20 protein-coding genes are annotated in these 23,295 nt (G+C 67.4%); 11 read left to right on the top strand and 9 right to left on the bottom strand.

All coding sequences use genetic code 11. The annotated features are described in order from the left end of the window. Nucleotides 1-10 precede the first annotated feature (10 nt). Genes trpD through FDA38_RS13755 form a run of 3 tightly spaced genes read right to left on the bottom strand, consistent with a single transcriptional unit; the run spans nucleotide 11 to nucleotide 2,437 of the window. Entirely contained in the window at nucleotides 11-1,051 is a 1,041-nt protein-coding gene (trpD, locus tag FDA38_RS13765) for an anthranilate phosphoribosyltransferase (RefSeq protein WP_137254427.1), read from the bottom strand. 3 nt (nucleotides 1,052-1,054) lie between these two features. After that, on the bottom strand, nucleotides 1,055-1,474 hold the full coding sequence (locus FDA38_RS13760) for an Rv3143 family two-component system response regulator (protein ID WP_137254426.1): 420 nt from the start codon (nucleotides 1,472-1,474) through the stop codon (nucleotides 1,055-1,057). Between the two features lie 45 nt (nucleotides 1,475-1,519). After that, a complete protein-coding gene (locus tag FDA38_RS13755; protein WP_137254425.1) occupies nucleotides 1,520-2,437 on the bottom strand; it encodes a cytochrome c oxidase assembly protein in 918 nt (305 codons plus the stop codon). Nucleotides 2,438-2,468: 31 nt separating this feature from the next. Here FDA38_RS13755 and ctaE point away from each other — a divergent pair, with 31 nt between their 5' ends. Genes ctaE through qcrB form a run of 4 tightly spaced genes read left to right on the top strand, consistent with a single transcriptional unit; the run spans nucleotide 2,469 to nucleotide 6,761 of the window. After that, nucleotides 2,469-3,182 carry an aa3-type cytochrome oxidase subunit III gene (gene ctaE, locus FDA38_RS13750; protein WP_202877678.1) on the top strand — a complete coding sequence of 238 codons (714 nt, stop codon included), beginning with the start codon at nucleotides 2,469-2,471 and terminating at the stop codon, nucleotides 3,180-3,182. Next, complete coding sequence (qcrC, locus tag FDA38_RS13745; RefSeq protein WP_137254423.1) at nucleotides 3,179-4,045, top strand: cytochrome bc1 complex diheme cytochrome c subunit; 867 nt, start codon at nucleotides 3,179-3,181, stop codon at nucleotides 4,043-4,045. Before ctaE ends, qcrC begins: the two co-directional genes overlap by 4 nt. Beyond that, nucleotides 4,042-5,091 carry a cytochrome bc1 complex Rieske iron-sulfur subunit gene (qcrA, locus tag FDA38_RS13740; protein ID WP_137254422.1) on the top strand — a complete coding sequence of 350 codons (1,050 nt, stop codon included), beginning with the start codon at nucleotides 4,042-4,044 and terminating at the stop codon, nucleotides 5,089-5,091. Before qcrC ends, qcrA begins: the two co-directional genes overlap by 4 nt. Further along, on the top strand, nucleotides 5,088-6,761 hold the full coding sequence (gene qcrB, locus FDA38_RS13735; RefSeq protein ID WP_137254421.1) for a cytochrome bc1 complex cytochrome b subunit: 1,674 nt from the start codon (nucleotides 5,088-5,090) through the stop codon (nucleotides 6,759-6,761). Before qcrA ends, qcrB begins: the two co-directional genes overlap by 4 nt. 51 nt (nucleotides 6,762-6,812) lie before the next feature. Here qcrB and FDA38_RS13730 read toward each other — a convergent pair whose 3' ends face one another. Continuing rightward, nucleotides 6,813-7,277 carry a MarR family winged helix-turn-helix transcriptional regulator gene (locus FDA38_RS13730; protein WP_202877677.1) on the bottom strand — a complete coding sequence of 155 codons (465 nt, stop codon included), beginning with the start codon at nucleotides 7,275-7,277 and terminating at the stop codon, nucleotides 6,813-6,815. Nucleotides 7,278-7,317: 40 nt separating this feature from the next. Here FDA38_RS13730 and FDA38_RS13725 point away from each other — a divergent pair, with 40 nt between their 5' ends. Both FDA38_RS13725 and FDA38_RS43410 read left to right on the top strand, forming a co-directional pair. Next, nucleotides 7,318-8,157 (top strand): alpha/beta fold hydrolase, encoded by an 840-nt coding sequence (locus FDA38_RS13725; RefSeq protein ID WP_137254420.1) that lies wholly within the window; start codon nucleotides 7,318-7,320, stop codon nucleotides 8,155-8,157. A 48-nt stretch (nucleotides 8,158-8,205) separates the two neighbouring features. After that, nucleotides 8,206-9,840, top strand: a complete 1,635-nt coding sequence (locus FDA38_RS43410) for an HNH endonuclease (RefSeq protein ID WP_137254419.1) — start codon at nucleotides 8,206-8,208, stop codon at nucleotides 9,838-9,840. 103 nt (nucleotides 9,841-9,943) lie between these two features. Here FDA38_RS43410 and FDA38_RS13715 read toward each other — a convergent pair whose 3' ends face one another. From FDA38_RS13715 to ctaC, 4 genes are all read right to left on the bottom strand, one after another. Further along, nucleotides 9,944-11,185, bottom strand: coding sequence for a L,D-transpeptidase (locus FDA38_RS13715; protein WP_233714700.1), 1,242 nt, complete (start codon nucleotides 11,183-11,185; stop codon nucleotides 9,944-9,946). A gap of 220 nt (nucleotides 11,186-11,405) precedes the next feature. Then, complete coding sequence (locus FDA38_RS13710) at nucleotides 11,406-11,801, bottom strand: cytochrome c oxidase subunit 4 (protein ID WP_130446774.1); 396 nt, start codon at nucleotides 11,799-11,801, stop codon at nucleotides 11,406-11,408. Further along, nucleotides 11,798-13,570 (bottom strand): aa3-type cytochrome oxidase subunit I, encoded by a 1,773-nt coding sequence (gene ctaD / locus FDA38_RS13705; protein ID WP_137254417.1) that lies wholly within the window; start codon nucleotides 13,568-13,570, stop codon nucleotides 11,798-11,800. The genes FDA38_RS13710 and ctaD overlap by 4 nt, the downstream gene beginning before the upstream one ends. Then, entirely contained in the window at nucleotides 13,567-14,454 is an 888-nt protein-coding gene (ctaC, locus tag FDA38_RS13700) for an aa3-type cytochrome oxidase subunit II (RefSeq protein WP_137254416.1), read from the bottom strand. Before ctaC ends, ctaD begins: the two co-directional genes overlap by 4 nt. Nucleotides 14,455-14,548: 94 nt before the next feature. On the opposite strand from ctaC, the gene FDA38_RS13695 reads away from it, so the two are divergent. From FDA38_RS13695 to pulA, 5 genes are all read left to right on the top strand, one after another. Next, nucleotides 14,549-15,664 carry a cysteine desulfurase family protein gene (locus FDA38_RS13695; protein WP_202877676.1) on the top strand — a complete coding sequence of 372 codons (1,116 nt, stop codon included), beginning with the start codon at nucleotides 14,549-14,551 and terminating at the stop codon, nucleotides 15,662-15,664. Then, the gene (locus FDA38_RS13690) at nucleotides 15,661-15,873 is read left to right on the top strand and encodes a sulfurtransferase TusA family protein (protein WP_137254415.1); all 213 of its coding nucleotides are present in this window, start codon (nucleotides 15,661-15,663) and stop codon (nucleotides 15,871-15,873) included. Before FDA38_RS13695 ends, FDA38_RS13690 begins: the two co-directional genes overlap by 4 nt. A gap of 13 nt (nucleotides 15,874-15,886) precedes the next feature. Continuing rightward, complete coding sequence (locus tag FDA38_RS13685; protein WP_137254414.1) at nucleotides 15,887-16,441, top strand: GNAT family N-acetyltransferase; 555 nt, start codon at nucleotides 15,887-15,889, stop codon at nucleotides 16,439-16,441. Continuing rightward, nucleotides 16,438-17,160, top strand: coding sequence for an SIR2 family NAD-dependent protein deacylase (locus FDA38_RS13680; RefSeq protein ID WP_202877675.1), 723 nt, complete (start codon nucleotides 16,438-16,440; stop codon nucleotides 17,158-17,160). Before FDA38_RS13685 ends, FDA38_RS13680 begins: the two co-directional genes overlap by 4 nt. Nucleotides 17,161-17,236: 76 nt before the next feature. Beyond that, nucleotides 17,237-22,888 carry a pullulanase-type alpha-1,6-glucosidase gene (pulA, locus tag FDA38_RS13675; RefSeq protein ID WP_137254412.1) on the top strand — a complete coding sequence of 1,884 codons (5,652 nt, stop codon included), beginning with the start codon at nucleotides 17,237-17,239 and terminating at the stop codon, nucleotides 22,886-22,888. Here pulA and FDA38_RS13670 read toward each other — a convergent pair. After that, entirely contained in the window at nucleotides 22,885-23,253 is a 369-nt protein-coding gene (locus tag FDA38_RS13670; RefSeq protein ID WP_137254411.1) for a DoxX family protein, read from the bottom strand. The two genes, pulA and FDA38_RS13670, sit on opposite strands and share 4 nt — an antisense overlap. Nucleotides 23,254-23,295: the final 42 nt, after the last annotated feature.

Raw genomic sequence — 23,295 nt, 5'->3', positions numbered from 1 at the left:
TTCCAAAAACTCAGCGCACCGAAGCGCAGGCAGCGATCCACCGGTCCAGCACGTCCTTCGCGGCCCCGGAGTCGATCGCCTCGGCGGCCCGGTCCATCCCGGCCCGGATCCGCGCCGTCACCGAACCCTCTTCCGGCGTGTACGCCGCCAGCGCGGCCCCGGCGTTCAGCAGTACGACGTCCCGCACGGCCCCCGGCTCACCGTCGACCAGCCCGCGCACGACCTTCGCGTTGTACGTCGCGTCCGCGCCCCGCAACGCATCCGCCGACACCGGCTCGATCCCCAGCTCACGCGGATCCAGCGTGACCGGCCCCTCGACCTTCCCGCCACCGACGACCCACACCTGCGACGTCGTCCGCGTGGTCAGCTCGTCCAGCCCGTCGTCGCCGTGGAACACGAGCGCGTCGATCCCGCGCCGCGCGAGTACGCCGGCCATCAGCCCGGCCACCCGCCCGTCCGCGACCCCGACCGCCTGCGCCGACGGATCGCCCGGATTCGCCAGCGGGCCCAGCAGATTGAACGTCGTCGGTACGCCGAGCTCCCGCCGCGGCACCGCCGCGTTGCGCAGGGCCGGGTGGAACGCCGCCGCGAAGCAGAACGTGATCCCGACCTGCTCCCCCACCTCGGCCACCTGCGGCCCGGTGAGGTCGAGCGGGATCCCCAGCTCCTCGAGTACGTCGGCAGCACCGCACGCGGACGAGGCCGCGCGGTTGCCGTGCTTGACGACCTTCGCCCCGGCGCCGGCCGCGACGATCGCCGACATCGTGCTGATGTTCACCGTGTGGGCTTGATCACCGCCGGTGCCGACGACGTCGAGCGTCCGGCCGGAGACGCTGATCCGGGTGGCGAAGTCGCGCATGGTCGCGACCAGGCCCTCGACCTCGGTGACCGTCTCGCCCTTGGACCGCAGCGCGATCACGAACCCGGCCAGCTGCGCCGGCGTCGCCGCGCCCGACAGGATCTGCTCCATCGCCCATGCAGTGGCGGAGGCCTCCAGGTCCTCATGCCGCAACAGCGGCCCGAGCACCTGTGGCCAGGTGTAGGCGGCCATGACTCAGGCAGTCGTGGCGGGCAGCTTGGCCAGGCGCTGGCGCAGCAGATCCGCGGTGACCTCGGCCATCCGGACCGGGTCGATCGGGTGCGAGACCGCGCCCTCGGCCCGCGACCACGTCGCCAGCCACGCGTCCTGCGGACGGCCGGTGAGGACCAGGATCGGCGGGCACTGGAAGATCTCGTCCTTCAGCTGCCGGGCGATCCCCATTCCGCCGGCCGGCACCGCTTCGCCGTCGAGGATGGCGAGGTCGATCCCGCCCTTGTCCATGGTCTTGATCACCGCCGGCTCGGTCGCGCACTCGACGTACTCGAGCTCGGGCAGATCAGCCGCCGGACGCTTGCCGAGGGCCAGCCGGACGGACTCCCGCGTCGTACGGTCGTCGCTGTAGAGCAGCACCTTCAGCGGACGCTCTGAACTCATCGATCCATCCCAAGCTTGTTCAAAGAAGACTGGACACCCGGAATGCTACCGGGGCGACTGTTCGGCCCGGCGAGCCTGTTCCTCCAACCGGTCCAGGCGCCGGTCCTCACGGCGTGCCTCACGCTGCGACTCCCGCACCCACTGGACGAACAGTACGGCGAAGAACACCACGCCGACGAGGTCACCCGAACCCCACAACAGACCGCCGGCGATGTACTGGTCCCGCAGCGGCGACGGCGGCCAGGACCGGCCGAAGCTGGTGTACCAGTCCTCGGCGATCAGCTTGCTGGCCGACATGATCGTGATGCCGAGAAACGCGTGGAACGGCAGCGTCAGGAACGTCAGCATCAACCGGAACGGGTAGATCACCCGGCCGGGCACCGGGTCGAGCCCGAGCAGCGGCCAGAAGAACAGCGACCCCACCAGGATGAAGTGCAGGTGCAACAGGTCGTGCAGTACGGCGGAGTGCAGCGTCGCGTCGTACCAGCCGCTGAAGTAGAGCGCCCACGGGCTGAGGACGAACAGCGTGAAGCCGATCAACGGGAAGCAGAGCACCTTGGCGATCCGTGAGTGCAACACGGAGAGCAACCACTTCCGGGGCCGCGGCGGCAGCGTCCGGAGCGCCAGCGTGATCGGTGCGCCGAGCGCCATCATCAGCGGCGTCAGCATCGACAGGATCATGTGCTGAACCATGTGCACGCTGATCAGGACCGTGTCGTAGGTGCCGAGCGCCGACTGGGTGGCGATCACGGCACTTCCCAGCCCGAGCCCGACGAACGAGAACGTGCGCGCCCGGGACCATTTGTCACCGCGTTTGCGCAGCTTGTGGACGCCGTACAGATAGAACCCGCCGAGGACGATGATCACGCCGAGTAACACCGGCTCGAAGGTCCATGCCGTCAGCAACCGGACCGGTGTCAACGGCTCGATCTGGTCGCCGGGCGTGGCGTGGAGGGGAAGCACGCTTCAACAGTAGGAACACCCGGTTCACGACATGCACGGGGGTGGTCGTAGCGCTGAACGCGAGGACCGACATAATGACCGCGTGGCCACTGCAACCGCGCTCCCAGCGTCTCGTGAACACGGACACCACGACCGTCCCAGCATGGTCAGTGTCGGCACGATCGTCTGGCTCTCGAGCGAACTGATGTTCTTCGCCGCCCTGTTCGCGGCGTACTTCACGATCCGGTCGGTGACGACCGCCGCCGCCGCTCCGGGTACGGAGACGCTGTGGCAGGTGTCGACGCACCTCCTGGACGTCCCGTTCGCCTCGGTGAACACGTTCATCCTGGTCGCCTCGTCGTTCACCTGCCAGGCCGGCGTGTTCGCCGCCGAGCACGGCAAGGTGGGCCGGGTCGGCTCGCTGGCGAACCCGCGGAACTGGGGCATGCGTGAGTGGTTCATCCTCACGTACCTGATGGGCGCGGTCTTCGTCGCCGGCCAGGTGACCGAGTACACCGGCCTGGTGCACGAGGGTCTGACGATCTCGTCCACCGCCTACGGCTCGGTGTTCTACCTGGCCACCGGTTTCCACGCGCTGCACGTGACCGGCGGCCTCATCGCCTTCGTGTTCGTCCTGGCCAGGACGTACATGGCTCGAAAGTTCACCCACGAACAGGCCGTCTCGGCGATCGTCGTGTCGTACTACTGGCACTTCGTCGACGTGGTCTGGATCGCCCTGTTCGCGACCATCTACCTGCTCAAATGAGTGAGAAGAGACCTTCCTTGTCACCGGCGCGCTTTCTCTCCGCGCGACGACGGCACCGGTCCGCCGGCCTCGTCGTGCTCCTGTTCGGCCTCCTGGCAGTGGGTTCGGCGTACGCCGCCTTCGCCCCTGACAACGCGGTGGCGGACAACTCGGCCCAGTCCCAGCAGATCGAGGAGGGCAAGAAGCTCTTCGCGGTCGGCTGCTCCAGCTGCCACGGCCTGAACGCCGAGGGCGGCGGGAACGGCGCGGGCAAGATGGCCGGCCCGTCGCTGATCGGCGTCGGCGCCGCCGCGGTCGACTTCCAGGTCGGTACCGGCCGGATGCCGGCGATGCAGCCGGGTGCGCAGATCCCGCGCAAGAGCCCGGCGTACACGCAGGAGGAGATCGAGGCGCTGGCGGCGTACATCGCTTCGCTGGCCCCCGGCCCCGCGGTCCCGGCGCAGGACTCGTACGACGTGAGCAAGGCCACCGACGAGCAGATCACCCGTGGCGGCGAGCTGTTCCGTACCAACTGCACGGCGTGCCACAACTTCGCCGGTCGCGGCGGCGCACTGCCGAACGGCAAGTACGCGCCGTCGCTGATGGGCGTCAGTGAGAAGCACATCTACGAGGCCATGCTGACCGGCCCGCAGCAGATGCCGGTCTTCTCCGACCAGGTGATGCAGCCCGAGGACAAGCGCGACATCATCGCGTACCTGAAGGCACTGCAGGCGCAGAAGGACCCGGGCGGCTTCGGCCTCGGCCGGCTCGGCCCGGTCTCCGAAGGTCTGTGGGGCTGGTTCGTCGGCATCGGTCTGCTGGTGTGCGTAGCGGTCTGGATCGGCGCCAAGGGCGTCAAGGCCAAGGGAGCGAAGGCCAAATGAGTAACGACAATCTGCCGGTGAAGCCGGAGGAGGAACACGGCACCGCTCTCGAGGTGGCGGAGCCGATTCCGGACCCGGGCCTGGAGCCGCACGAGCCGCGGATCACCGACATCGACCCGAAGGCCGCCGACCGCGTCGAGCGGCAGGTCTCGGCGATGTTCGGCCTGGCCACCGTGCTGGTGCTCGGGGCCTGCGTGGCGTACTTCGCGATTCCGCGGGACTCCGAGCTCGTCTTCGGGCCGCTGTCCGGCAACGCGAACAACATGGTCATGGGCCTGTGCATCGGCCTGGCGCTGTTCCTGATCGGCGCCGGCGCGATCCAGTGGGCCAAGAAGCTGATGGTCGACGAGGAGATCTCCGAGGACCGGCACGCGGCGCACTCCTCGCCCGAGCAGATCGCCGAGATCACCGAGGCGTTCAAGCAGGGCACGGCCGAGTCGGGCTTCGGCCGGCGCAAGATGATCCGCAACTCGCTGATCGGTGCGCTGGGCGTGCTCGGACTGCCGGCCATCGTGTTCCTCCGCGACCTCGGCCCGCTGCCGGGCCGGGCGCTCTACAACACCATCTGGGCGAAGGGCATCCGGGTCGTCAACGACGTCACCGACCGCCCGATCAAGCCGTCCGACCTGATCGTCGGCCAGCTGGTCAACGCGGCGCCGGCCAACCTGGCCCCGCTGCAGGAGGAGAACGCGACCGAGTACCAGAACGCCAAGGCCAAGGCCGCGGTGATCGTGGTCCGGATCAAGCCGAGCGAGATCCGCACCAAGCCCGGCCGGGAGAACTGGGGCGTCGACGGCATCCTCTGCTACTCGAAGATCTGCACCCACGTCGGCTGCCCGATCTCGCTGTACGAGCAGACCACGCACCACGTGCTCTGCCCGTGTCACCAGTCGACCTTCGACCTGTCCGACAGCGCCAAGGTCGTCTTCGGTCCTGCGGCCCGGCCGCTGCCTCAGCTACCGTTGGCAGTGGACAGCGAGGGTTATCTGGTTGCGCAGAGCGGCTTCCAAGAGCCGGTCGGCCCGAGCTTCTTCGAACGAGGGTGACAACAGTGTCGACAAACACAGAGTTCCCCGGCCCGGTCAAGTGGGTCGACGATCGCCTCGGCATCGCGAAGATCGGGAAGAAGAACCTGCGCAAGGTCTTCCCCGACCACTGGTCGTTCATGCTGGGCGAGATCGCGCTCTACAGCTTCATCATCCTGATCCTGACCGGCACGTTCCTGACCTTCTGGTTCAAGCCGTCGATGGCCGAGGTCCAGTACAACGGCTCGTACAGCCTGCTCAAGGGTCTGCACATGTCGGAGGCCTACGCCTCGACGCTGGACATCACCTTCGACGTCCGCGGCGGTCTGCTGGTCCGGCAGATCCACCACTGGGCGGCCGTGCTGTTCATCGCCGCGATGATGGTGCACCTGCTCCGGATGTTCTTCACCGGCGCGTTCCGCAAGCCGCGTGAGCTGAACTGGCTGATCGGCTTCGGCATGCTGTTCCTCGGCATCGTCGAGGGCTTCATCGGCTACGGCCTGCCCGACGACCTGCTGTCCGGCACCGGTCTGCGGATCACCAACGGCATGATCCAGGCGTCACCCGTGGTCGGCACGTACATGAACTTCTTCATCTTCGGCGGTGAGTTCCCGGGCGACGACTTCGTCTCGAGATTCTTCATCGTCCACGTGCTGCTGATACCGGGAATCATCCTGGGCCTCGTCACGGCCCACCTGTTCCTGGTCGTGTACCACAAGCACACGCAGTACGCCGGCCCCGGCCGGACGCAGAAGAACGTGGTCGGCTACCCGCTGTTCCCGGTGTACACGGCCAAGGCCGGCGGCTTCTTCTTCGTGGTCTTCGGCATCACCGCGCTGATGGGCGCAGTGATGCAGATCAACCCGGTCTGGCTCTACGGGCCGTACAACCCGGCCGAGGTGACGGCAGGCTCGCAGCCCGACTGGTACATGGGCTGGCTGGAAGGCGCGGTGCGAATATTCCCCGGCTTCGAGTCGCATTTCTGGGGTATCACGCTGGGTTGGAACCTGCTCATCCCGGCGCTGATCATTCCACCCGCGTTCGTCACGCTGGTCGCGCTGTACCCGTTCATCGAAGGCTGGATCACCGGTGACAAGCGCGAGCACCACCTGCTGGACCGGCCGCGGGACGTCCCGACCCGGACCGGTGTCGGCGTCGCATTCATCACCTTCTATGCCCTGCTGTGGATCGGTGGCGGTAACGACCTGATCGCGACCCACTTCGGTGTCTCGCTGAACAACGTGACCTGGTTCCTGCGGTTCGCGGTGATCCTGGGGCCGATCCTGGCCTTCTGGGTGGCGCGCCGCTGGGCGATCTCGCTCCAGCGGGCCGACCACGCCCGCCTGACCCACGGCCTCGAGACCGGTGTGATCGTGCGCTCGCCCGAGGGCAAGTACACCGAGAAGCACCAGCCGATCTCGACGTACGAGGCGTACTCGCTCACCGCGCGGGACCGGGTCGTGCCGTACGAGATCGGTCCGGAGACCGACGAGAACGGTGTCCGCGCACCGCGGCGGGCGCTGCACAAGGTCCGCGCAGCGCTGTCCCGGTTCTACTTCGCCGACGCGGTGCAGAAGCCGACCGCACAGGAGCTCGAAGAGGCGCACGAGCACGCGCACGACGCCGACGAGATCCACGAGTTGACGGAAGACACGGAGACCTACCGCGAGGTCACCAGCGACCGCAGCTGACGTCGTACCGAACGAAGAAGGGCCCTGGCACTCGCCGGGGCCCTTCTTCGTTTACCCCAGCGCGTCTGACACCGCGGTCAGGTAGACCTTCACCAGCTTCTGCTGGTCGGGGTCGAGGGTCTGCGTGGTGGCGATCATGCGGTCGAGGAGCGGGCCGAAGAACTGCCAGCCGAGGTCGACGGCGCTGTCCGAGACGTGGAGGCGGGCGCTGCGGCCGTCTGTGCGGCTTCTGAGCCGTTCGACGTGCCCGGCGGCCTCCAGGCGGTGGATGACCGCTGTCGTCGCCTGAGAGGTCATTCCGAGCTGCTGAGCGAGCCAGCTGGGCGTGGCCTCCTCCCCGGCCCGCTCGGCGTCCAGGAGGCTCACCAGCGCGCGTACGTCGGTGGCGTGCAACCCGGTCGTCCTGGCGAACTCCCCGATCGCGAGCTCCCACCTGAGCGCGACGTCCCGCAACCGATGCACCAACTCCAGTGCGGCCGCCCGCTCGGGGTCAGCCGGCATCACTCCTTCACGCATGCCCTCAATTTACCTCACTGAGTGAGCTATTCTCGACACCATGACCTTCCAGGACGCGTACGACGCTCTCCTCACCCGCTGGGACGTTCCGGTAGAGCAACTCGAACTGACCGACGAGTTCGGCACCACCCACATCAACGCCTGCGGCCCCACGGACGCCCCACCCGTCGTACTCCTCCCCGGCCACAGCGCAACCTCCCCCGTCTGGTTCACCGTCGCGCCCCACCTAGCCCGCCAGTACCGCGTCTACGCCCCCGACCTCATCGTCGACGCCGGCCGCACCACCAACACCGGCCGCACCCCCAAGACACCCGCGGATCTCCACACCTGGCTGTCGAACGTCCTGGACGGCCTCACCATCGACCGCGCCGCCTTCTGCGGTCACTCGTACGGCGCCTGGATCGCCCTGACCTACGCCATCGCCCACCCGGACCGCGTCACCCGCCTGGCCCTCCTCGACCCGACCGACTGCTACACCGGCCTGCGTCTCCCCTACATCCTCCGAGCGCTGCCGAGCCTCGTACGCCCCTCCCGAGCCCGCAGCATCTCCTTCCTCCGCTGGGAAACCCAAGGCCTCCCCGTCGACCCTCAGGTCCTCGAGCTGGCAGGTCTGGCCGCCGAGGAGCCCTCTACGCCGTTCGTCCGCACCAAACGCCCCACGGACGACCAACTGCGAACGATCGCTCCACTGGTGTTCGTGGCAGGCCGCAGCAAGAGCCAGGACCCGGCCCGGCTCACCCGTCGCGTCACCACGGTCAGCCCGGCGGCCACCGTCGTACAGCTCGAGACCGCGACCCACCACTCGCTGCCGTCCCTCCACGCGGAGGAGGTGGTTGCTGGACTGTTGACTGCGTGGGCCCACGAATTGCCCACAGAATAAGGGGATTCTGGTTCGCGGATCGTCGACAGAGCCGCCTAGGGTCGACGTATGGAACTCCTGGGCGAGCGGCCGGCGTGGTCGATGAGCGGCGGCGAACTGCTGTCGACTCTCGACGCGGTGGATGCCGAGATCGCCCGTCTGGAGTCCTACAGGTTGAGTGTTGTCGCCACAGTCGAGAGCACCGGGTACGCCGCCGAGCTCGGCGCTCGGGACACCGCGGAGCTCCTGCGCTTCCGCTATCGCCTGGACCCGCCGACGGCCCGCCGTACGGTTCGTCTCGCGCAGGCGCTGCCGAAGTACCCGGCTGTGTCCGCCGCCCTCGATCGGACCGGCGCGTTATCCGATGCACCTGCCGCCGACTCTGCCGCCCACTCTAATCCTGACGCTGACGGATGGCTGCTGAGGCCTGCTCAGGCGGACGCGATCGTCTCGGCGCTGGAGCGGGTGCCGGCTCACGTCCCGATCGACGATCGTGACACCGCCGAGCGGGAGCTGGTGAAGCTGGCCGCACACCTGTCACCGGGTGAGCTGCGTCGGGCGGGCAACCAGATGCGGGACATCCTCGACACCGATGGCCCCGAGCCGGAGGAACTCGAGGCGTACGGGCGCGAGTCGCTGACCTTGACGCCCGCGGATCGCGGGGTGAAGTTCCGCGGGTACCTCGCCAATGAGAACGCCGAACTGCTCCGCGCCTTGATCCACGCCGGCGCCCGCCCACACAAGACCGTCGACGGCGAACCCGATCCCCGCTCCCGCGACAAGCGCCAGGCCGACGCGCTGACCGCTGCCCTCGGCGCCGCGGCCGGAGCGGTCGAGGCAGAGCAGTCGACGGCCAAGCCGCAGGTGACGATAACCATCGATTTCGAAGATCTGAAAGCGGCGACCGCCGACGCGAGCGGACAACTGGTGTACGGCGACGGGCTGTCGGCCGCGACCGTCCGGCGCCTCGCCTGCGACGCGAAGATCATCCCGTTGGTGCTCGGGTCGCACTCGGAACCGTTGGACGTCGGCCGCTCCGAGCGGCTCGTCACCCGCGCGATGCGCCGCGCTCTCAACGCGCGCGACAGAGGCTGCGTAATCTGCGGCGCACCACCGATCATGTGCGACGCCCATCATCTGATCTCCTGGGTCGACGGCGGCGAGACCAAGATCTCGAACCTCGTGCTCCTGTGCCGCCGCCACCACGTCGACCTGCACCACGGCCACTGGACCGTCACCATCGCTGACGACACCGTGCACGTCATCCGCCCCACCTGGGCCGATCCCCCACCCACCCGACGGCCCGACCCCCGGCAAGCTGACCACCCCAACAGACACCAACCTGCCCCCCGCCGAGCCGACCACCCCGGCGAACGGCGACCTGCCCTCCGCCCGACCGATCACCGGGGCGGATGGCGACCTGATCTCCACCCGGCCGACCACCCCGCCGGACTGGAGCCGCCGATCACTGACCCGCCCGGACAGGCAGCCGCCGAGCCCGCTGATAAACCGGCCGCTGAGCCCGCCGCTAGATCCGCCGCAGGGCCCGCCTCAGGGCCCGCCTCAGGGCCCGCCGCTGAGCTCGTCGCTGAGTCCGGCGGGGGTACTGGCCTGGCCCGAGCGCCTCGGTCTCGGTGGAGGGCCGACGTGGTCGTCCTTCGGGAAGCAGCTGCCTTTGCCTCAGCAGACCCGCTCGCAGGCTGACAGAGCTCAAACCGGCACTGTTCAGCGCCGAGGCGTGACGCTGGGCCGGACTCCGTGAGGTGTCCGGCCCAGCTCAACCACTGACTTCGATCGCTCTAGTTGTTCAGGAGAGGGCGGAGCCCTTCTTGTACGCGGCCCAGGTGGTGTTCCAGTCGGTCCAGCCGTTGCCGGGTTCCATGTGGCGGGTGGTGCCGGTGACGGTGACGGGGTCGCCGCGGAGGGTTTGGTTGAAGAACCACTGGGCGTCGGCGAGGCTCATGCCGACGCAGCCGTGGCTGACGTTGGCGCTGCCCTGGCTGCCGGCCGACCACGGGGCGCCGTGGATGAACTCGCCGGAGCTGGTGACGCGCTGGGCCCACTTCACGTCGCTGATGTTGTAGTAGTTCGGGTCGCCCGGCTTGATGCCGATCGTCGCCGCGTCCATCCGCTTGGTGGTGAACTTCTCCATGATCACCTTGACGCCGCTGCGGGTGGTGAACCCGTCCTTGCCGGCGGTGATCGGGATGGTGCGGGCCAGCTTGCCGTTGATCGTCACGGTCATCGTGTGCTTCTTGACGCTGACGTTGCTGACGACCGACTTGCCGATGCTGAAGGCGATCTTGCGGCTCGAGGTGCCCCAGGTGTTGTTACCGGCGTTGACGCCCTGGGTGTCGATGTTCACCGCCACCTTGGTGCCGGCCGGCCAGTAGTTCATCGGCCGGTAGTTCACCTGCTTGCTGTTCACCCAGTGCCAGGTGCCGGTGACCGGGACCGAGGTGGTCACCTTCAGCCGCTTCTCGACCGCGGCGCGGTCCTTGACCGGGTTGTTCCAGTAGATCTGGATCGGCAGCGCGACGCCGACGGTCTCGCCGTTCAGCGGGACGACCGAGGCCTTCAGGCTCTTGGTCGCCTTCAGCGTCTTGAACGTCGAGCTGATCGGCACGCTGCCGCCGTCACTGCCCTCGGCGGAGCCGCTCACGGTGTACGACGCGCCCGGCTTGAGGTGATCCGTGGAGGTCCACTGGGTCTTCTCGGTGTTGAAGCTGCCGGCCACCTTGTCGCCGTCGTCGTCCTTCAGCGTGACCTCGGACAACTTGCCGGCCGTCGTGGTGACGGTCACCGGCTTGTCCGGCTGCACCGAGGACGCGCCCTTGGCAGGCACGACGGCGATGCTGGCCGCGGGCGACTCCGACGGCGTGGTCGAGTCGCCCGGGGTGGTCGATGCACCGGGCGAGTTGCTCTGCGACGTTGACGGGGTCGACTGACCGCCGCTGCCGTTACCTCCGTCGGCCTTCGTGTCACTGCAGGCCGTGCCGGCCAGCAGCAGCACGCAGATCCCCGCCACGGCAAGCCCGTGCTTCCTCACCGAACCGCTCACCATTCCCCAGCTCTCCCCTGTTTAGTCAAACCGCGGTAAGGGTAACCTGCCGCAGCGACATTTCTTCGCACCGCACCGCCACTCAACTGGTACGGACCACAACGGTCCGTACCGGTGGCATTCCTAAAGACGCACGAAGACGCCGCCCGGTTCGTTCCCGGACGGCGTTTTTCGTACGATGCTCAACTAGCGAGCAGCGTCAGCACACTCAGTGAGCGTGGTCACCGCGGTAGTACTCGAAGATGAACCCGCTCAGCGTGACGATGCCGATCCCGACTCCGGCGATGAACAGCCACCAGCCGAAGACGATGCCGAGTACGACGACCGCCAGCGTCAGCGCGCACCACAGCGGCCACCAGGAGTACGGCGGGAAGAAGCCGAGCTCACCGGCTCCTTCCGCGATCTCCGCTTCCTTGCGGTCCTCCGGCCGGGCGTCCATCCGGCGAGCGGTGACGCTCAGGTAGAACGCCACCAGCAGCGACAGGAAGAACGTCATCACCAGCGCGGTGGTGCCGGTGGGGTCGTTGGACATCAGCCAGTAGATCGGCGTGACGACCACGACGAAAACGCTCAGGATCCCGAAGACCCAGGCTTCGACCTTCACGCCTTGTCCTTCCCCTCGGTCTCGTTATCGACGATCTCCTCGAGGTGCTCGACCCGGCCCTGGTCCTCACCCGCGTCGAGCAGGTTGTCGGCGCCGGCCCGGTTGTCCGGGTACTCCGCCAGTGCGAGCTCGGCGTGGTGCAGGTCGAACGCCGGGGACTCCGAACGGATCCGGGGCAGCTTCTCGAAGTTGTGCCGCGGCGGCGGCGAGCTGGTCGCCCACTCGAGCGAACGGCCCCAGCCCCACGGGTCGTCGACGCCGACCTTGGGCGACTTCCGCGACTTGTACACGTTGTAGAAGAACGGCAGCATCGACATGCCCAGGATGAAGGCGCCGACGCTGGAGACCTCGTTCAGCGTGGTGAAGCCCTCGCTCGCCTTGTAGTCGGCGTACCGGCGCGGCATGCCCTCGACGCCCAGCCAGTGCTGCACCAGGAACGTCGTGTGGAAGCCGATGAACAGCAGCCAGAAGTGCAGCTTGCCGAGTCGCTCGTTCAGCATCCGGCCGGTGAACTTCGGCCACCAGTAGTAGAACCCGGCGAACATCGCGAACACCACGGTGCCGAAGACGACGTAGTGGAAGTGCGCGACCACGAAGTACGAGTCGGACAGCTGGTAGTCCAGGGCCGGCGAGGCCAGGATGATGCCGGTCAGGCCGCCGAAGAGGAAGGTCGTCAGGAAGCCGACGGCCCACAGCATCGGGGTGTCGAACGACACCGATCCGCCCCAGATTGTGCCTATCCAGTTGAAGAACTTCACGCCGGTCGGTACGGCGATCAGGAACGTCATGAACGAGAAGAACGGCAGGTTCACCGCGCCGGTGACGAACATGTGGTGCGCCCAGACCGCCACCGAGAGGACCGCGATACCCAGCGTCGCGCTGACCAGGCCGATGTAGCCGAAGACCGGCTTGCGGCTGAAGACCGGCAGGATCTCGGTGATGATGCCGAAGAACGGCAGCGCGATGATGTACACCTCTGGATGTCCGAAGAACCAGAACAGGTGTTGCCACAGCAGTGGCCCCCCGTTCGCGGCATCGAACACATGGGCTCCCAAGGCTCTGTCCGCCTCGAGCACGAGCAGCGCGCCGGCCAGGATCGGGAACGCGATCAGGACCAGGATCGACGTGACCAGGATGTTCCAGGTGAAGATCGGCATCCGGAACATCGTCATGCCGGGCGCCCGCATCGTGATGATCGTCGTCACGAAGTTGACCGCACCGAGGATGGTGCCCAGACCGGCCATCCACAGGCCCATGATCCACAGGTCGCCGCCGATACCCGGCGAGCGGACCGCGTTGGACAGCGGGGCGTAGGCGAACCAGCCGAAGTCGGCCGCGCCGCCCGGGGTGAAGAAGCCGCTGACCGTGATCAGACCGCCGAACAGGAACAGCCAGTAGCTGAACATGTTCAGTCGTGGGAACGCGACGTCAGGTGCGCCGATCTGGATCGGCATGATCTCGTTCGCGAAGCCGACGAACAGCGGGGTCGCGAACAGCAGCAGCATGATCGTGCCGTGCATGGTGAAGAGCTGGTTGTAGACCTCTTCGTTCACGATCTGCAGGCCCGGCTTGGCCAGCTCGGCGCGGATGATCAGCGCCATCACGCCGCCGATCAGGAAGAACGCGAACGACGTGATCAGGTACATGTGCCCGATCAGCTTGTGGTCGGTCGTGGTGATCCACTTGACCAGGATCTGACCCTTGGTGCGCTGCCGCGGAATCGCGGTGGTGGTACCGATGGCGCCGGTGCGCTCGGCGAAGTCGGTCACTTCTCGCCCTCTCCTGTGCCGGGAATGGTGGTGGCGTCGGAGCCTCCGGTGGCGGCGCCGGTCTGGCCCCTGGCGGCCAGCTCACGGAGGTGTGAGTCGTAGTCGTCGCGACTGACGACCTTGACGCTGAAGACCATCCGGCTGTGGTAGAGCCCGCAGAGCTCCGCGCACTTGCCCTCGAACGTGCCGATCTTGGTCGGGGTCAGCTCGAACTTGTTGGTCCGGCCCGGGATCACGTCGAGCTTGAAGTAGAACGACGGCACCCAGAACGAGTGGATCACGTCCGGCGAGGTCAGGTCGAAGTGGACCGACTCGTTCACCGGCAGCCACAGGGTGGCCGGCCGGTCCATCGTGCCGGTCTCCCAGACGCCCTGCTGCCCTTCGACCGTGTCCTTGTAGTTGAAGGTCCACTGCCACTGCTGGCCGACCACGTTCACGGTGTGCTGCGGGTCGCCCGACATCGCGGTGATCTTGTTGCCGTGCTCCACCGTGTAGAAGAACAGCACGCCGATGATCGCGAAGGGCGCCAGCGTGTAGAGCACCTCGAGCGGCAGGTTGTACCGCACCTGCCGGGGTGCGTCGTCGTTGCGCTTGCGGTACCGGACCGAGACCCAGAGGATCAGGCCCCAGACCATCACGCCGACGATCAGCGCGGCGATCCACGCGCCGATCCAGAGGCTTCGGACCGCTTCGGTCCGGTCGGATGCGCCCTCGGGGAGACCGAGTCGTTTCCACTGCTCAGTGGTCGCCGTCGAGCAACCGGTCAGCAGGAGGGTGCCGAGCACCACTGCACTGCCGACCAGCAGGCGACGCTTCGCCGGTCGTGTGGCGCCGGCAGAACCTGCCGGTCGCTCCTCCACTCCGGGCGTGCCGTTCGAACCCACGGGGCGCCTTTCCCTTCCCAAGTGAGACTGACGACCAAACACTACTGGACACCTTTCGCGTCCCTGCGCATAGGTAGGGCTTAGCGTTTCCCGTGTGAGCGAGCGTGGGTATCTGGATGCCGCGTCGGCGGAGCCGATGCACCCGGCAGCACGGGAAATGTTGCTGTCGGCAGTGGATTCCGGATGGGCCGATCCGGTGCGTCTGCACCACGAAGGACGGACCGCCAGGCTCCTGCTGGACAACGCCCGTGCCGTCCTCGCGGACGCGATCGGCGTACGCCCGGACGAGCTCTACCTGACGACTTCCGGTACGACGGCGATCCAGGCCGGGCTGTCCGCCGTACGAGCCGCGCGCCGGCGGGTCGGCACACAGGTTGTCCACACGACCGTCGAGCACTCCGCCGTTCTCCACAGCGCTGGGGACGAGGGTGTGGAAGTCGGCGTGGACATCCGCGGCCGGGTTGATCAAGAGGCGTTCGCGGACGCAGTACGGCGGCCTGGTGTCGCCGTGGCTGCTGTCCAGTCGGCCAACCACGAAGTAGGTACTAGGCAACCAATCGCCGCGATCGCCGAGGACTGCGAGGACGTGCCGCTGTTTGTTGATGCGTCCGCGTCAGTCGGGCATGACCCCGTGCCCGAGGGCTGGTCGGTGCTGGCGGCCAGTGCGCACAAGTGGGGTGGACCGGCTGGTGTCGGGCTGCTGGCGGTGCGGAAGGGGACGCGGATCGCGCCGGCGTGGCCGATGGACGAGCGCGAGGACGGGCTCTCCCCCGGCTTCCCCGACGTACCCAACACGCTGGCTGCGGCGGCCGCGCTGCAGGCCCGGCTCGGTGAGGCCGAGGAGCTCAACAAGCAGCACAGGGCGTGGATCGACGAGGTACGGCGGCGCGTGCCGGCCGACGTGCCAGATGTGGAGGTGGTGGGCGATCCTGACGACCGGCTGCCCCACATCCTCACGTTCTCCTGTCTGTACGTCGACGGCGAGGCCCTTGTCACCGCCCTGGACGCAGAAGGCTTCGCAGTCTCCAGCGGCTCAGCCTGTACGTCGAGCACCCTCAAGCCCTCGCATGTCCTGGCCGCGATGGGCGTACTGACCCATGGCAACGTCCGTGTGTCGTTGAGCCGTGAGACCAGGTACGACGATGTCGACCGGTTCTGCCAGGTCCTGCCCGGCATCGTGCAGCGGATCCGGGCGGAGGTGGGGATGTGAACGTCGAGCTGGACTGTCGCGGCCTGCTCTGTCCACTCCCGGTGATCAAACTGGCCAAGGCGCTACCGACTGTTGCCATCGGCGAAACGGTCACCCTCCTGGCCGATGACCCGGCCGCAGCAGTCGACATCCCGGCCTGGTGCCGGATGCGTTCGCAGGACCTCGTGGAAGCGGCCCAAAAACGTTACGTCGTCCGGCGCGTCAGCTGACAGACTCGGTGGGGTGACCGACTTCGCGTACAAACCCACGCTGACCGGCGATCTCGTCGTACTGAGACCGCTGGACGAGGGTGACTACGAAGCGCTGGCTGCCGCGATGGCCGACCCGGACGTGACCCGGCTGACCGGGAGCCATCAGGAGATCAGCGAGGAGCAAGCCCGGGAGTGGATGCGCACCCGGAAGGACCAGACCGACCGGCTCGACCTGGCCATCGTCGACCGGGCCTCCGGGCAGGTCGTGGGCGAGGCCGTGCTGAACGACTGGGACCGGGACAACAAGTGCTGCAACTTCCGGATCCTGATCGGCCCGGCCGGCCAGGGCCGCGGGCTCGGCACCGAGGCGACCCGGCTGATCATCGGCTACGGAATCGGTCAGATCGGGCTGCACCGGATCAGCCTCGGGGTCTACGCGTTCAACCCGCGGGCCCAGCGCGCGTACGAGAAGGCAGGCTTCAAGGTCGAGGGCGTACTGCGGGACGCGCTGCTCTGGGAAGGTAAGTGGGTTGACGAGATCGTGATGTCGATACTGGCGTCGGAGTGGATACCGTCAAAGGTGTGATCGACGCCGAACGCATCGCCGTACTGACGGGAGCCGGGATCTCGACCGCCTCCGGCATCCCCGACTTCCGCGGGCCACAGGGTGTGTGGACGAAGAACCCCGCCGCGGAGGCGATGTTCGACATCGACGAGTACGTCGGTAGTCGCGAGGTCCGCGTGGCGACCTGGAAGCACCGTCTCGCCGTACCGGCGTGGACCGCCGAGCCGAACCCGGGCCACCTCGCACTGGTCGAGCTGGAACGGCAGGGCCGCCTGACCGGGCTGGCCACCCAGAACGTCGACGGGCTGCACCAGAAGGCCGGATCGTCGCCGTCACTCGTCCACGAGCTGCACGGGACGGTCTGGTACGTCGACTGCCTCCAGTGCGGCCGGCGGATCCCGATGGCCGACGTACTCCCCCGACTCGAGTCGGGTGATGAGGACCCGGCCTGTGAGGTCTGCGGCGGCATCCTCAAGTCGGCGACCGTCTCCTTCGGCCAGTCGCTCGACCGCGACGTACTGGACCGGGCCGTCGCCGCCACCGAGGCCGCCGACCTGCTCCTGGCCGTCGGCACGTCGCTGCAGGTCTATCCGGCCGCCGGTCTCTGCGACCTCGCTCTGAACGCCGGGAAGCCGCTGATCATCGTGAACGCCCGGCCAACGCCGTACGACGAACAGGCCACGACCGTCCTCCGGACCCCGATCGAGACCACCCTGCCGGACCTCGTGACCTTACCGTGACATTCGAGCCCTCCTCACGGTAAAAGCCGCGGGTTAGCGTCCGGCCCAAGGGTGAGTCGGCGGGAGGGGAACCGTGATGCGCGGGTTCAGGCGTTGGACGGCAGGGGTCACCGCGGCCGCAGTCGTGGTGCTGGGTTTGGGTACGGCGTCACCGGCACCGGCGCAGGTCGCCGCGGACCGCGTGGTGACGCTCGCCGGCTCGTTGCAGAGCGAGCTGGGATGTCCGGCCGACTGGGATCCGGGATGTGACGCGACCAGCCTCGGGGCGGGTGCGCCGTACACGAAGGTGTTCGACGTGCCGGCGGGGACGTACGAGTACAAGGTCACGATCAACAAGGGCTGGGACGAGAACTACGGCGCCGGCGGTGTGCTGAACGGGCAGAACATCCCATTGAGCATCCAGGGACCGGCCAAGCTGCAGTTCAGTTACGACGACACCAGTCACATTGTGACGGTGAAGCCGGTCGACCTGGCCGGATCGACGGTGACCGCCGCGGACAAGACGCTGGCCTCGCCGAGCCTGCGACCGGACCTCACCAAGGAGCGGTTCTACTTCCTGATGGCGGACCGCTTCGCCAACGGCGACAAGTCGAACGACGCGGGTGGGCTGACCGGCGATCGTCTACAGACCGGGCTGGACCCGACCGACAAGGGCTTCTACCACGGCGGCGATCTGGCCGGCGTGATGCAGAAGCTCGACTACATCAAGTCCCTGGGTACGACGTCGATCTGGCTGACGCCGTCGTTCAAGAACCGGCCGGTGCAAGGCGAGGGCGCGAACGTGAGCGCCGGGTACCACGGGTACTGGATCACCGACTTCACCCAGATCGATCCGCACCTCGGCAACAACGCAGACATGAAGCAGTTGATCACGCTCGCGCACAAGAAGGGGATGAAGGTCTTCTTCGACATCATCACCAACCACACCGCGGACGTGATCGACTACCAGTCCCACAACTACGGGTACATCCCGAAGTCGACGTCGCCGTACAAGGATGCTCAGGGCAACGTTTTCGACGACAAGCAGTACGCCGGCGGCGACACCTTCCCGCCGCTGGACGCGCAGACGAGCTTCCCGAACGTGCCGGTGTTCCGGACCCCGGCCGACGCGAGCGTCAAGGTGCCGGCCTGGCTGAACGACCCGACGCTGTACCACAACCGCGGCGATTCCACCTTCGCCGGTGAGAGCGCGGAGTACGGCGACTTCGTCGGGCTGGACGACCTGTTCACCGAGCAGCCGAAGGTCCGCGACGGGATGATCGACGTCTACAAGACCTGGGCCGAGTTCGGGATCGACGGGTTCCGGATCGACACGGTCAAGCACGTCAACATCGAGTTCTGGCAGAAGTTCTCCCCGCAGATCCTGGCCGCGGCCAAGAGCGCCGGGTCGAAGAACTTCTTCATGTTCGGCGAGGTCTTCGACGCGAACCCGCAGTTCATGTCGACGTACACCACCAAGGGCGATCTGCAGGCGACGCTCGACTTCGGGTTCCAGCAGAACGCGGTCGCCTACGCGAAGGGTGATCCGAGTACCAAGCTGCGGGACTTCTACGCCGACGACGACTACTACACGGACGCGGATTCGAACGCGTACGAGCTGCCGACGTTCCTCGGCAACCACGACATGGGCCGCGTCGGCATGTTCCTCAAGCAGGGCGGCGCGAACGGCCAGGATCTCCTGCAGCGCGACGAGCTCGCACACTCGCTGATGTACCTGACGCGCGGCAACCCGGTCATCTACTACGGCGACGAGCAGGGCTTCACCGGTCCGGGCGGCGACAAGGACGCGCGGCAGGACATGTTCGCGACCAAGACCGCAGACTACGCGGACGACGAGGTCGTCGACGGCAGCGGTACGACGACGATCGGGAACAAGGACCGGTACGACGTCAACTCGCCGATGTACAAGCACATCGCGGCGCTGGCGAAGCTGCGGGCGAAGTACCCCGCGCTGTCGGACGGTCGGCAGGTGCACCGGTACTCGTCCAACACCAACCGGCTCTACGCGTTCAGCCGGCTCGGCAGCGACAACGTCGAGTACCTGGTGGTCTCGAACAACTCGAAGACGGCGGCGTCCGCGACGGTGCCGACGTACGGGCCGAACACTTGGCTCAAGCCGGTCTACGGCGGCTCCAAGTCGGTGAAGACCGACCGCGAAGGTCGTGTGGTCCTCAGTCAGGCTCCGCTGTCCGTCACGGTCTACCAGGCGCAGACGAAGGTCCCGAAGCCCGCCAAGGCGCCTGCCGTCTACATGAGCTCGCCGGAGCTCGGTGCGACGGTCGGTGGGCGCGCTGAGATCGCCGCTGCGGTGCCGGCGAACACTCCGGTCACCGTGACCTTCGGCTACCGCCCGGTGGGTACGGCGGCGTGGAAGCGGCTCGGCGCGGACGACAACGCGCCGTACCGGGTCTACCAGGACGTGTCCGGGCTGGCGAAGGGCACTCTGCTCGAGTACCGCGCCGTACTGCGGGATGCCGCCGGCAACTACTCGGTGTCCGGCTCGTACGGCGTCGTGGGCGACGCACCCGCAGCAGGTGGTGGCGGTGGCGGCACCGGTCCCGTCGTACAGCCGGCGAATGTCAGCGTGCCGGGTGACCACAACAGCGAGATGGGCTGTACTGCGGACTGGGCGCCGGACTGCGACCAGGCCCAGCTGACGCTCGACCCGAAGGACAAGGTGTGGAAGGGCACGTACCCGAACCTGGCCGGTGAGCACGCCTACAAGGCGGCCATCAACAAGACCTGGGACGAGAACTACGGCGCCGGCGGGGTCGCGAACGGCGCGAACATCTCCTACACCGGTCCCAGCGGGCCAGTCACCTTCTACTACGAGCACGGGCGGCACTACGTCACCTCCAGCGCGCAGGGGCCGATCATCACCGTGCCCGGGTCGTTCCAGTCCGAGCTGGGCTGTCCGGCCGACTGGGACCCGTCCTGCATGCGACCCTGGTTGACCGACGAGGACGGGGACGGGACGTACACCTGGTCCACCAGCGAGTTGGGAGCGGGCAACTATGAGGCGAAGGTCGCGCACAACCTGTCCTGGGACGAGAGTTACCCGGCCAACAACGTGCCGGTCTCGGTGCCGAGTGACGGGCTCGTGGTCACGTTCTCGTACGTGCTCGCGACGCACCAGTTCACAGTGACGACGTCCAAGCCGGGTGCGACGCCGGACCTGAGCCAGGCAAAGGCGTACTGGCTCGACCGCAACACGCTCGCCGTACCGGCCGTCGCCCACCCTGAGCGATACCGCTGGCGGCTGCACTGGTCCGACACGGCCTCGTTGAAGATCGACGCGGACGACATCGGTGGATCGTCGACCGGCCTGCGCTACGACTCCAAGATCGTGAAACCGGGCTATACGACGCTCCGGCTGGACAACGCTGACGCCCGCAAGATCCTCACCGGGCAGCTCGGACTGGCGCAGTACGACGACGCCGGCCGGTTGCTGGACGCAACAGGTGTGCAGATACCCGGTGTGCTCGACGATGTGTACGGGAGCGCGGCGAACCGCTCGTACGGCGTCACCTGGAAGGCCGGGGTGCCGACCTTCACGCTGTGGGCGCCTACTGCGCAGAGCGTGCGGCTCGTGGTCGGCTCGGCGGCTGTTCCGATGAAGCGCAACGATGACGGTTCCTGGGCGGTCACCGGATCGCGCTCGTGGAAGAACGCGTCGTACCGCTTCGAGGTCAAGGTCTACGCGCCGAGCACCGGCAAGGTGGAGACGAATGTCGTCACCGATCCGTATTCGGTCGCGTTGACCACAGACTCGACGTACTCCGTTGCAGCCGATCTGAATGACCCGGCCGGGCAGCCGGCGTTGTGGACGAAGACGCCGTCGCCGAAGCTCGCGCGGGGCGTCGACTCGACGATCTACGAGCTGCATGTCCGCGACTTCTCCATCAACGACAGCACGGTGCCGGCCGGGCATCGCGGTACGTATCTGGCGTTCGCGGACCAAGGTGACGGGACGAAGCATCTGCAAGCGTTGGCGAAGGCCGGCCTGAACACAGTCCACCTCCTGCCGACCTTCGACATCGCGTCGATCCCCGAGACCGGGCAGCAGACGCCGGCGTGTGATCTGAAGGCGTTGCCGCCGGACTCCGACCAGCAGCAGGCGTGCGTGACGGCCGTCGCCGCTAAGGACGGGTTCAACTGGGGTTACGACCCGTACCACTGGCTCGCGCCGGAGGGTTCGTACGCGACTCAGAAGGACGGGCTCGCACGGGTCTCGGAGTTCCGCACGATGGTCGGCGGGCTGCACAAGTCCGGCCTGCGCGTCGTACTCGACCAAGTCTACAACCACACGCCTGCGGCCGGTGAGGCGCCGACGTCGGTGCTCGACCAGATCGTGCCCGGCTACTACCAGCGGCTGAACGCAACCGGGAAGGTCGAGACCTCGACCTGCTGCAGCAACATCGCGACCGAGCACGCGATGGCCGAGAAGATCATGGTCGACGGCACCGTGAGCTGGGCTCGCAACTATCACGTGGACGGCTTCCGCTACGACCTGATGGGCCATCACAGCAAGGCGAACATGCTGAAGGTCCGGGCCGCGCTCGACAAGCTGACGCTCGCCAAGGACGGCGTCGACGGCAAGTCGATCTATCTGTACGGCGAGGGCTGGAACTTCGGCGAGGTCGCGAACGACGCGCTGTTCGTCCAGGCCCGGCAGGGCAATCTCGGCGGCACCGGGATCGGCACGTTCTCCGACCGGATGCGCGACGCGGTCCGCGGCGGCGGCCCGTTCGACGACAACCCGCGGATCCAGGGCTTCGGCTCCGGCGAGGCGAGCGACCCGAACGGCGACCCGATCAACGGCACACCGGACGACCGGGCGAAGCGGCTGGCGCACGACACCGACCTGGTCCAGCTCGGCCTGGCCGGCAACCTACGTTCGTTCACCTTCCGCTCGGTCGAGTCGGGTACGACGGTGCGCGGCGACGGTGTCGACTACAACGGCTCACCGGCCGGGTACGCCGATCAGCCGGACGAGGTGATCAGCTATGTCGATGCCCATGACAACGAAACGTTGTGGGACACGCTGACGTACAAGCTGCCGACGGACCTGCCGATGCCGGCCCGGATCCGGATGAACACGTTGTCGCTGGCAACGACCGCGCTGGCGCAGACCCCGTCGTTCTGGCACGCCGGCGCGGACCTGCTGCGCAGCAAGTCGCTGGACCGCAACTCGTACGACTCCGGCGACTGGTTCAACACCCTCGATTGGACCGGCGCCGACAACGGCTTCGGCCACGGCCTCCCCCCGAAGCCCGACAACGAGGCCAAGTGGCCGTACATGAAGCCGCTCCTCGCCAACCCAGCGCTGAAGCCGTCGTCCACAGATGTGTCGACCGCCTCGGCGGCCGCGGCGGATCTGTTGAAGCTCCGGTTCTCGACGCCGCTGTTCCGCCTCGGCACCGCCGATCTCATCAACCAGAAGCTCAGCTTCCCGGTCAGCGGCGCCACCCCCGGTGTCATCACCATGCGAATCGACGACACAGTGGGACCGAATGTCGACCCGGCGCTGAAGGGCGTCGTGGTCGTCTTCAACTCCACCGGCAACACCGTCACCCAACAGGTATCAGGCCTCACCGGCGCCAACCTGTCGCTCTCGCCGGTCCAGGCCGGCGGGTCGGACCCGGTCGTCAAGCAGACCACCTGGAACGCGACCACCGGCACGGCAACAGTCCCACCGCGGACCGTCGCCGTACTGGTTCAGCGTTAGAGCCCCGCGAAGCGAGAAGCAGCTACGAAGGCCGCCAGCGCCAGGAAGATGGTGTTGGCGGCCGTCGAGCGGGGTTCGCGGAGCGACGAGTGGGAGGTTGCGGCGCCGATCATTACGAAGACCAGGCCGACGGCGGCCAGTGGTGTGAGGATGCGGGCGGTGTCGGTGAGCCACGGGGCGAAGAGGCCGGCTACGGCCAGGAGTTCGCAGACGGCGACGAAGCGGACCAGCGGCATCGGGAACGGTGCGACGCCGGTCTGACCGGTGGCGATCAGGCGGGCGCGCGACATCGTGGACTTCAGGACGCCGGAGATCGTGAAGACGACGCCGAGTGCGCCGGTGAAGATCCAGGTGATCGTGTTCATGTCGGTTGCAGACGATCGGCTAGCAACTCCTGTGACACTGTC

The organism is Kribbella jiaozuonensis, from assembly GCF_005233875.1.
Taxonomy (GTDB): Bacteria; Actinomycetota; Actinomycetes; order Propionibacteriales; family Kribbellaceae; genus Kribbella; species Kribbella jiaozuonensis.
This window is presented reverse-complemented; position numbering and strand designations above follow the sequence as displayed.

What these genes read in the sequence shown, in the direction of transcription:
- qcrC (WP_137254423.1), top strand. Translation starts at nt 3,179, where the DNA reads ATGAGTGAGAAGAGACCTTCCTTGTCACCGGCGCGCTTTCTCTCCGCG.
- FDA38_RS13730 (WP_202877677.1), bottom strand. Translation starts at nt 7,277, where the DNA reads ATGCGTGAAGGAGTGATGCCGGCTGACCCCGAGCGGGCGGCCGCACTG.
- qcrA (WP_137254422.1), top strand. Translation starts at nt 4,042, where the DNA reads ATGAGTAACGACAATCTGCCGGTGAAGCCGGAGGAGGAACACGGCACC.
- FDA38_RS43410 (WP_137254419.1), top strand. Translation starts at nt 8,206, where the DNA reads ATGGAACTCCTGGGCGAGCGGCCGGCGTGGTCGATGAGCGGCGGCGAA.
- FDA38_RS13670 (WP_137254411.1), bottom strand. Translation starts at nt 23,253, where the DNA reads ATGAACACGATCACCTGGATCTTCACCGGCGCACTCGGCGTCGTCTTC.
- FDA38_RS13760 (WP_137254426.1), bottom strand. Translation starts at nt 1,474, where the DNA reads ATGAGTTCAGAGCGTCCGCTGAAGGTGCTGCTCTACAGCGACGACCGT.
- FDA38_RS13725 (WP_137254420.1), top strand. Translation starts at nt 7,318, where the DNA reads ATGACCTTCCAGGACGCGTACGACGCTCTCCTCACCCGCTGGGACGTT.
- pulA (WP_137254412.1), top strand. Translation starts at nt 17,237, where the DNA reads ATGCGCGGGTTCAGGCGTTGGACGGCAGGGGTCACCGCGGCCGCAGTC.
- ctaE (WP_202877678.1), top strand. Translation starts at nt 2,469, where the DNA reads ATGCACGGGGGTGGTCGTAGCGCTGAACGCGAGGACCGACATAATGAC.
- trpD (WP_137254427.1), bottom strand. Translation starts at nt 1,051, where the DNA reads ATGGCCGCCTACACCTGGCCACAGGTGCTCGGGCCGCTGTTGCGGCAT.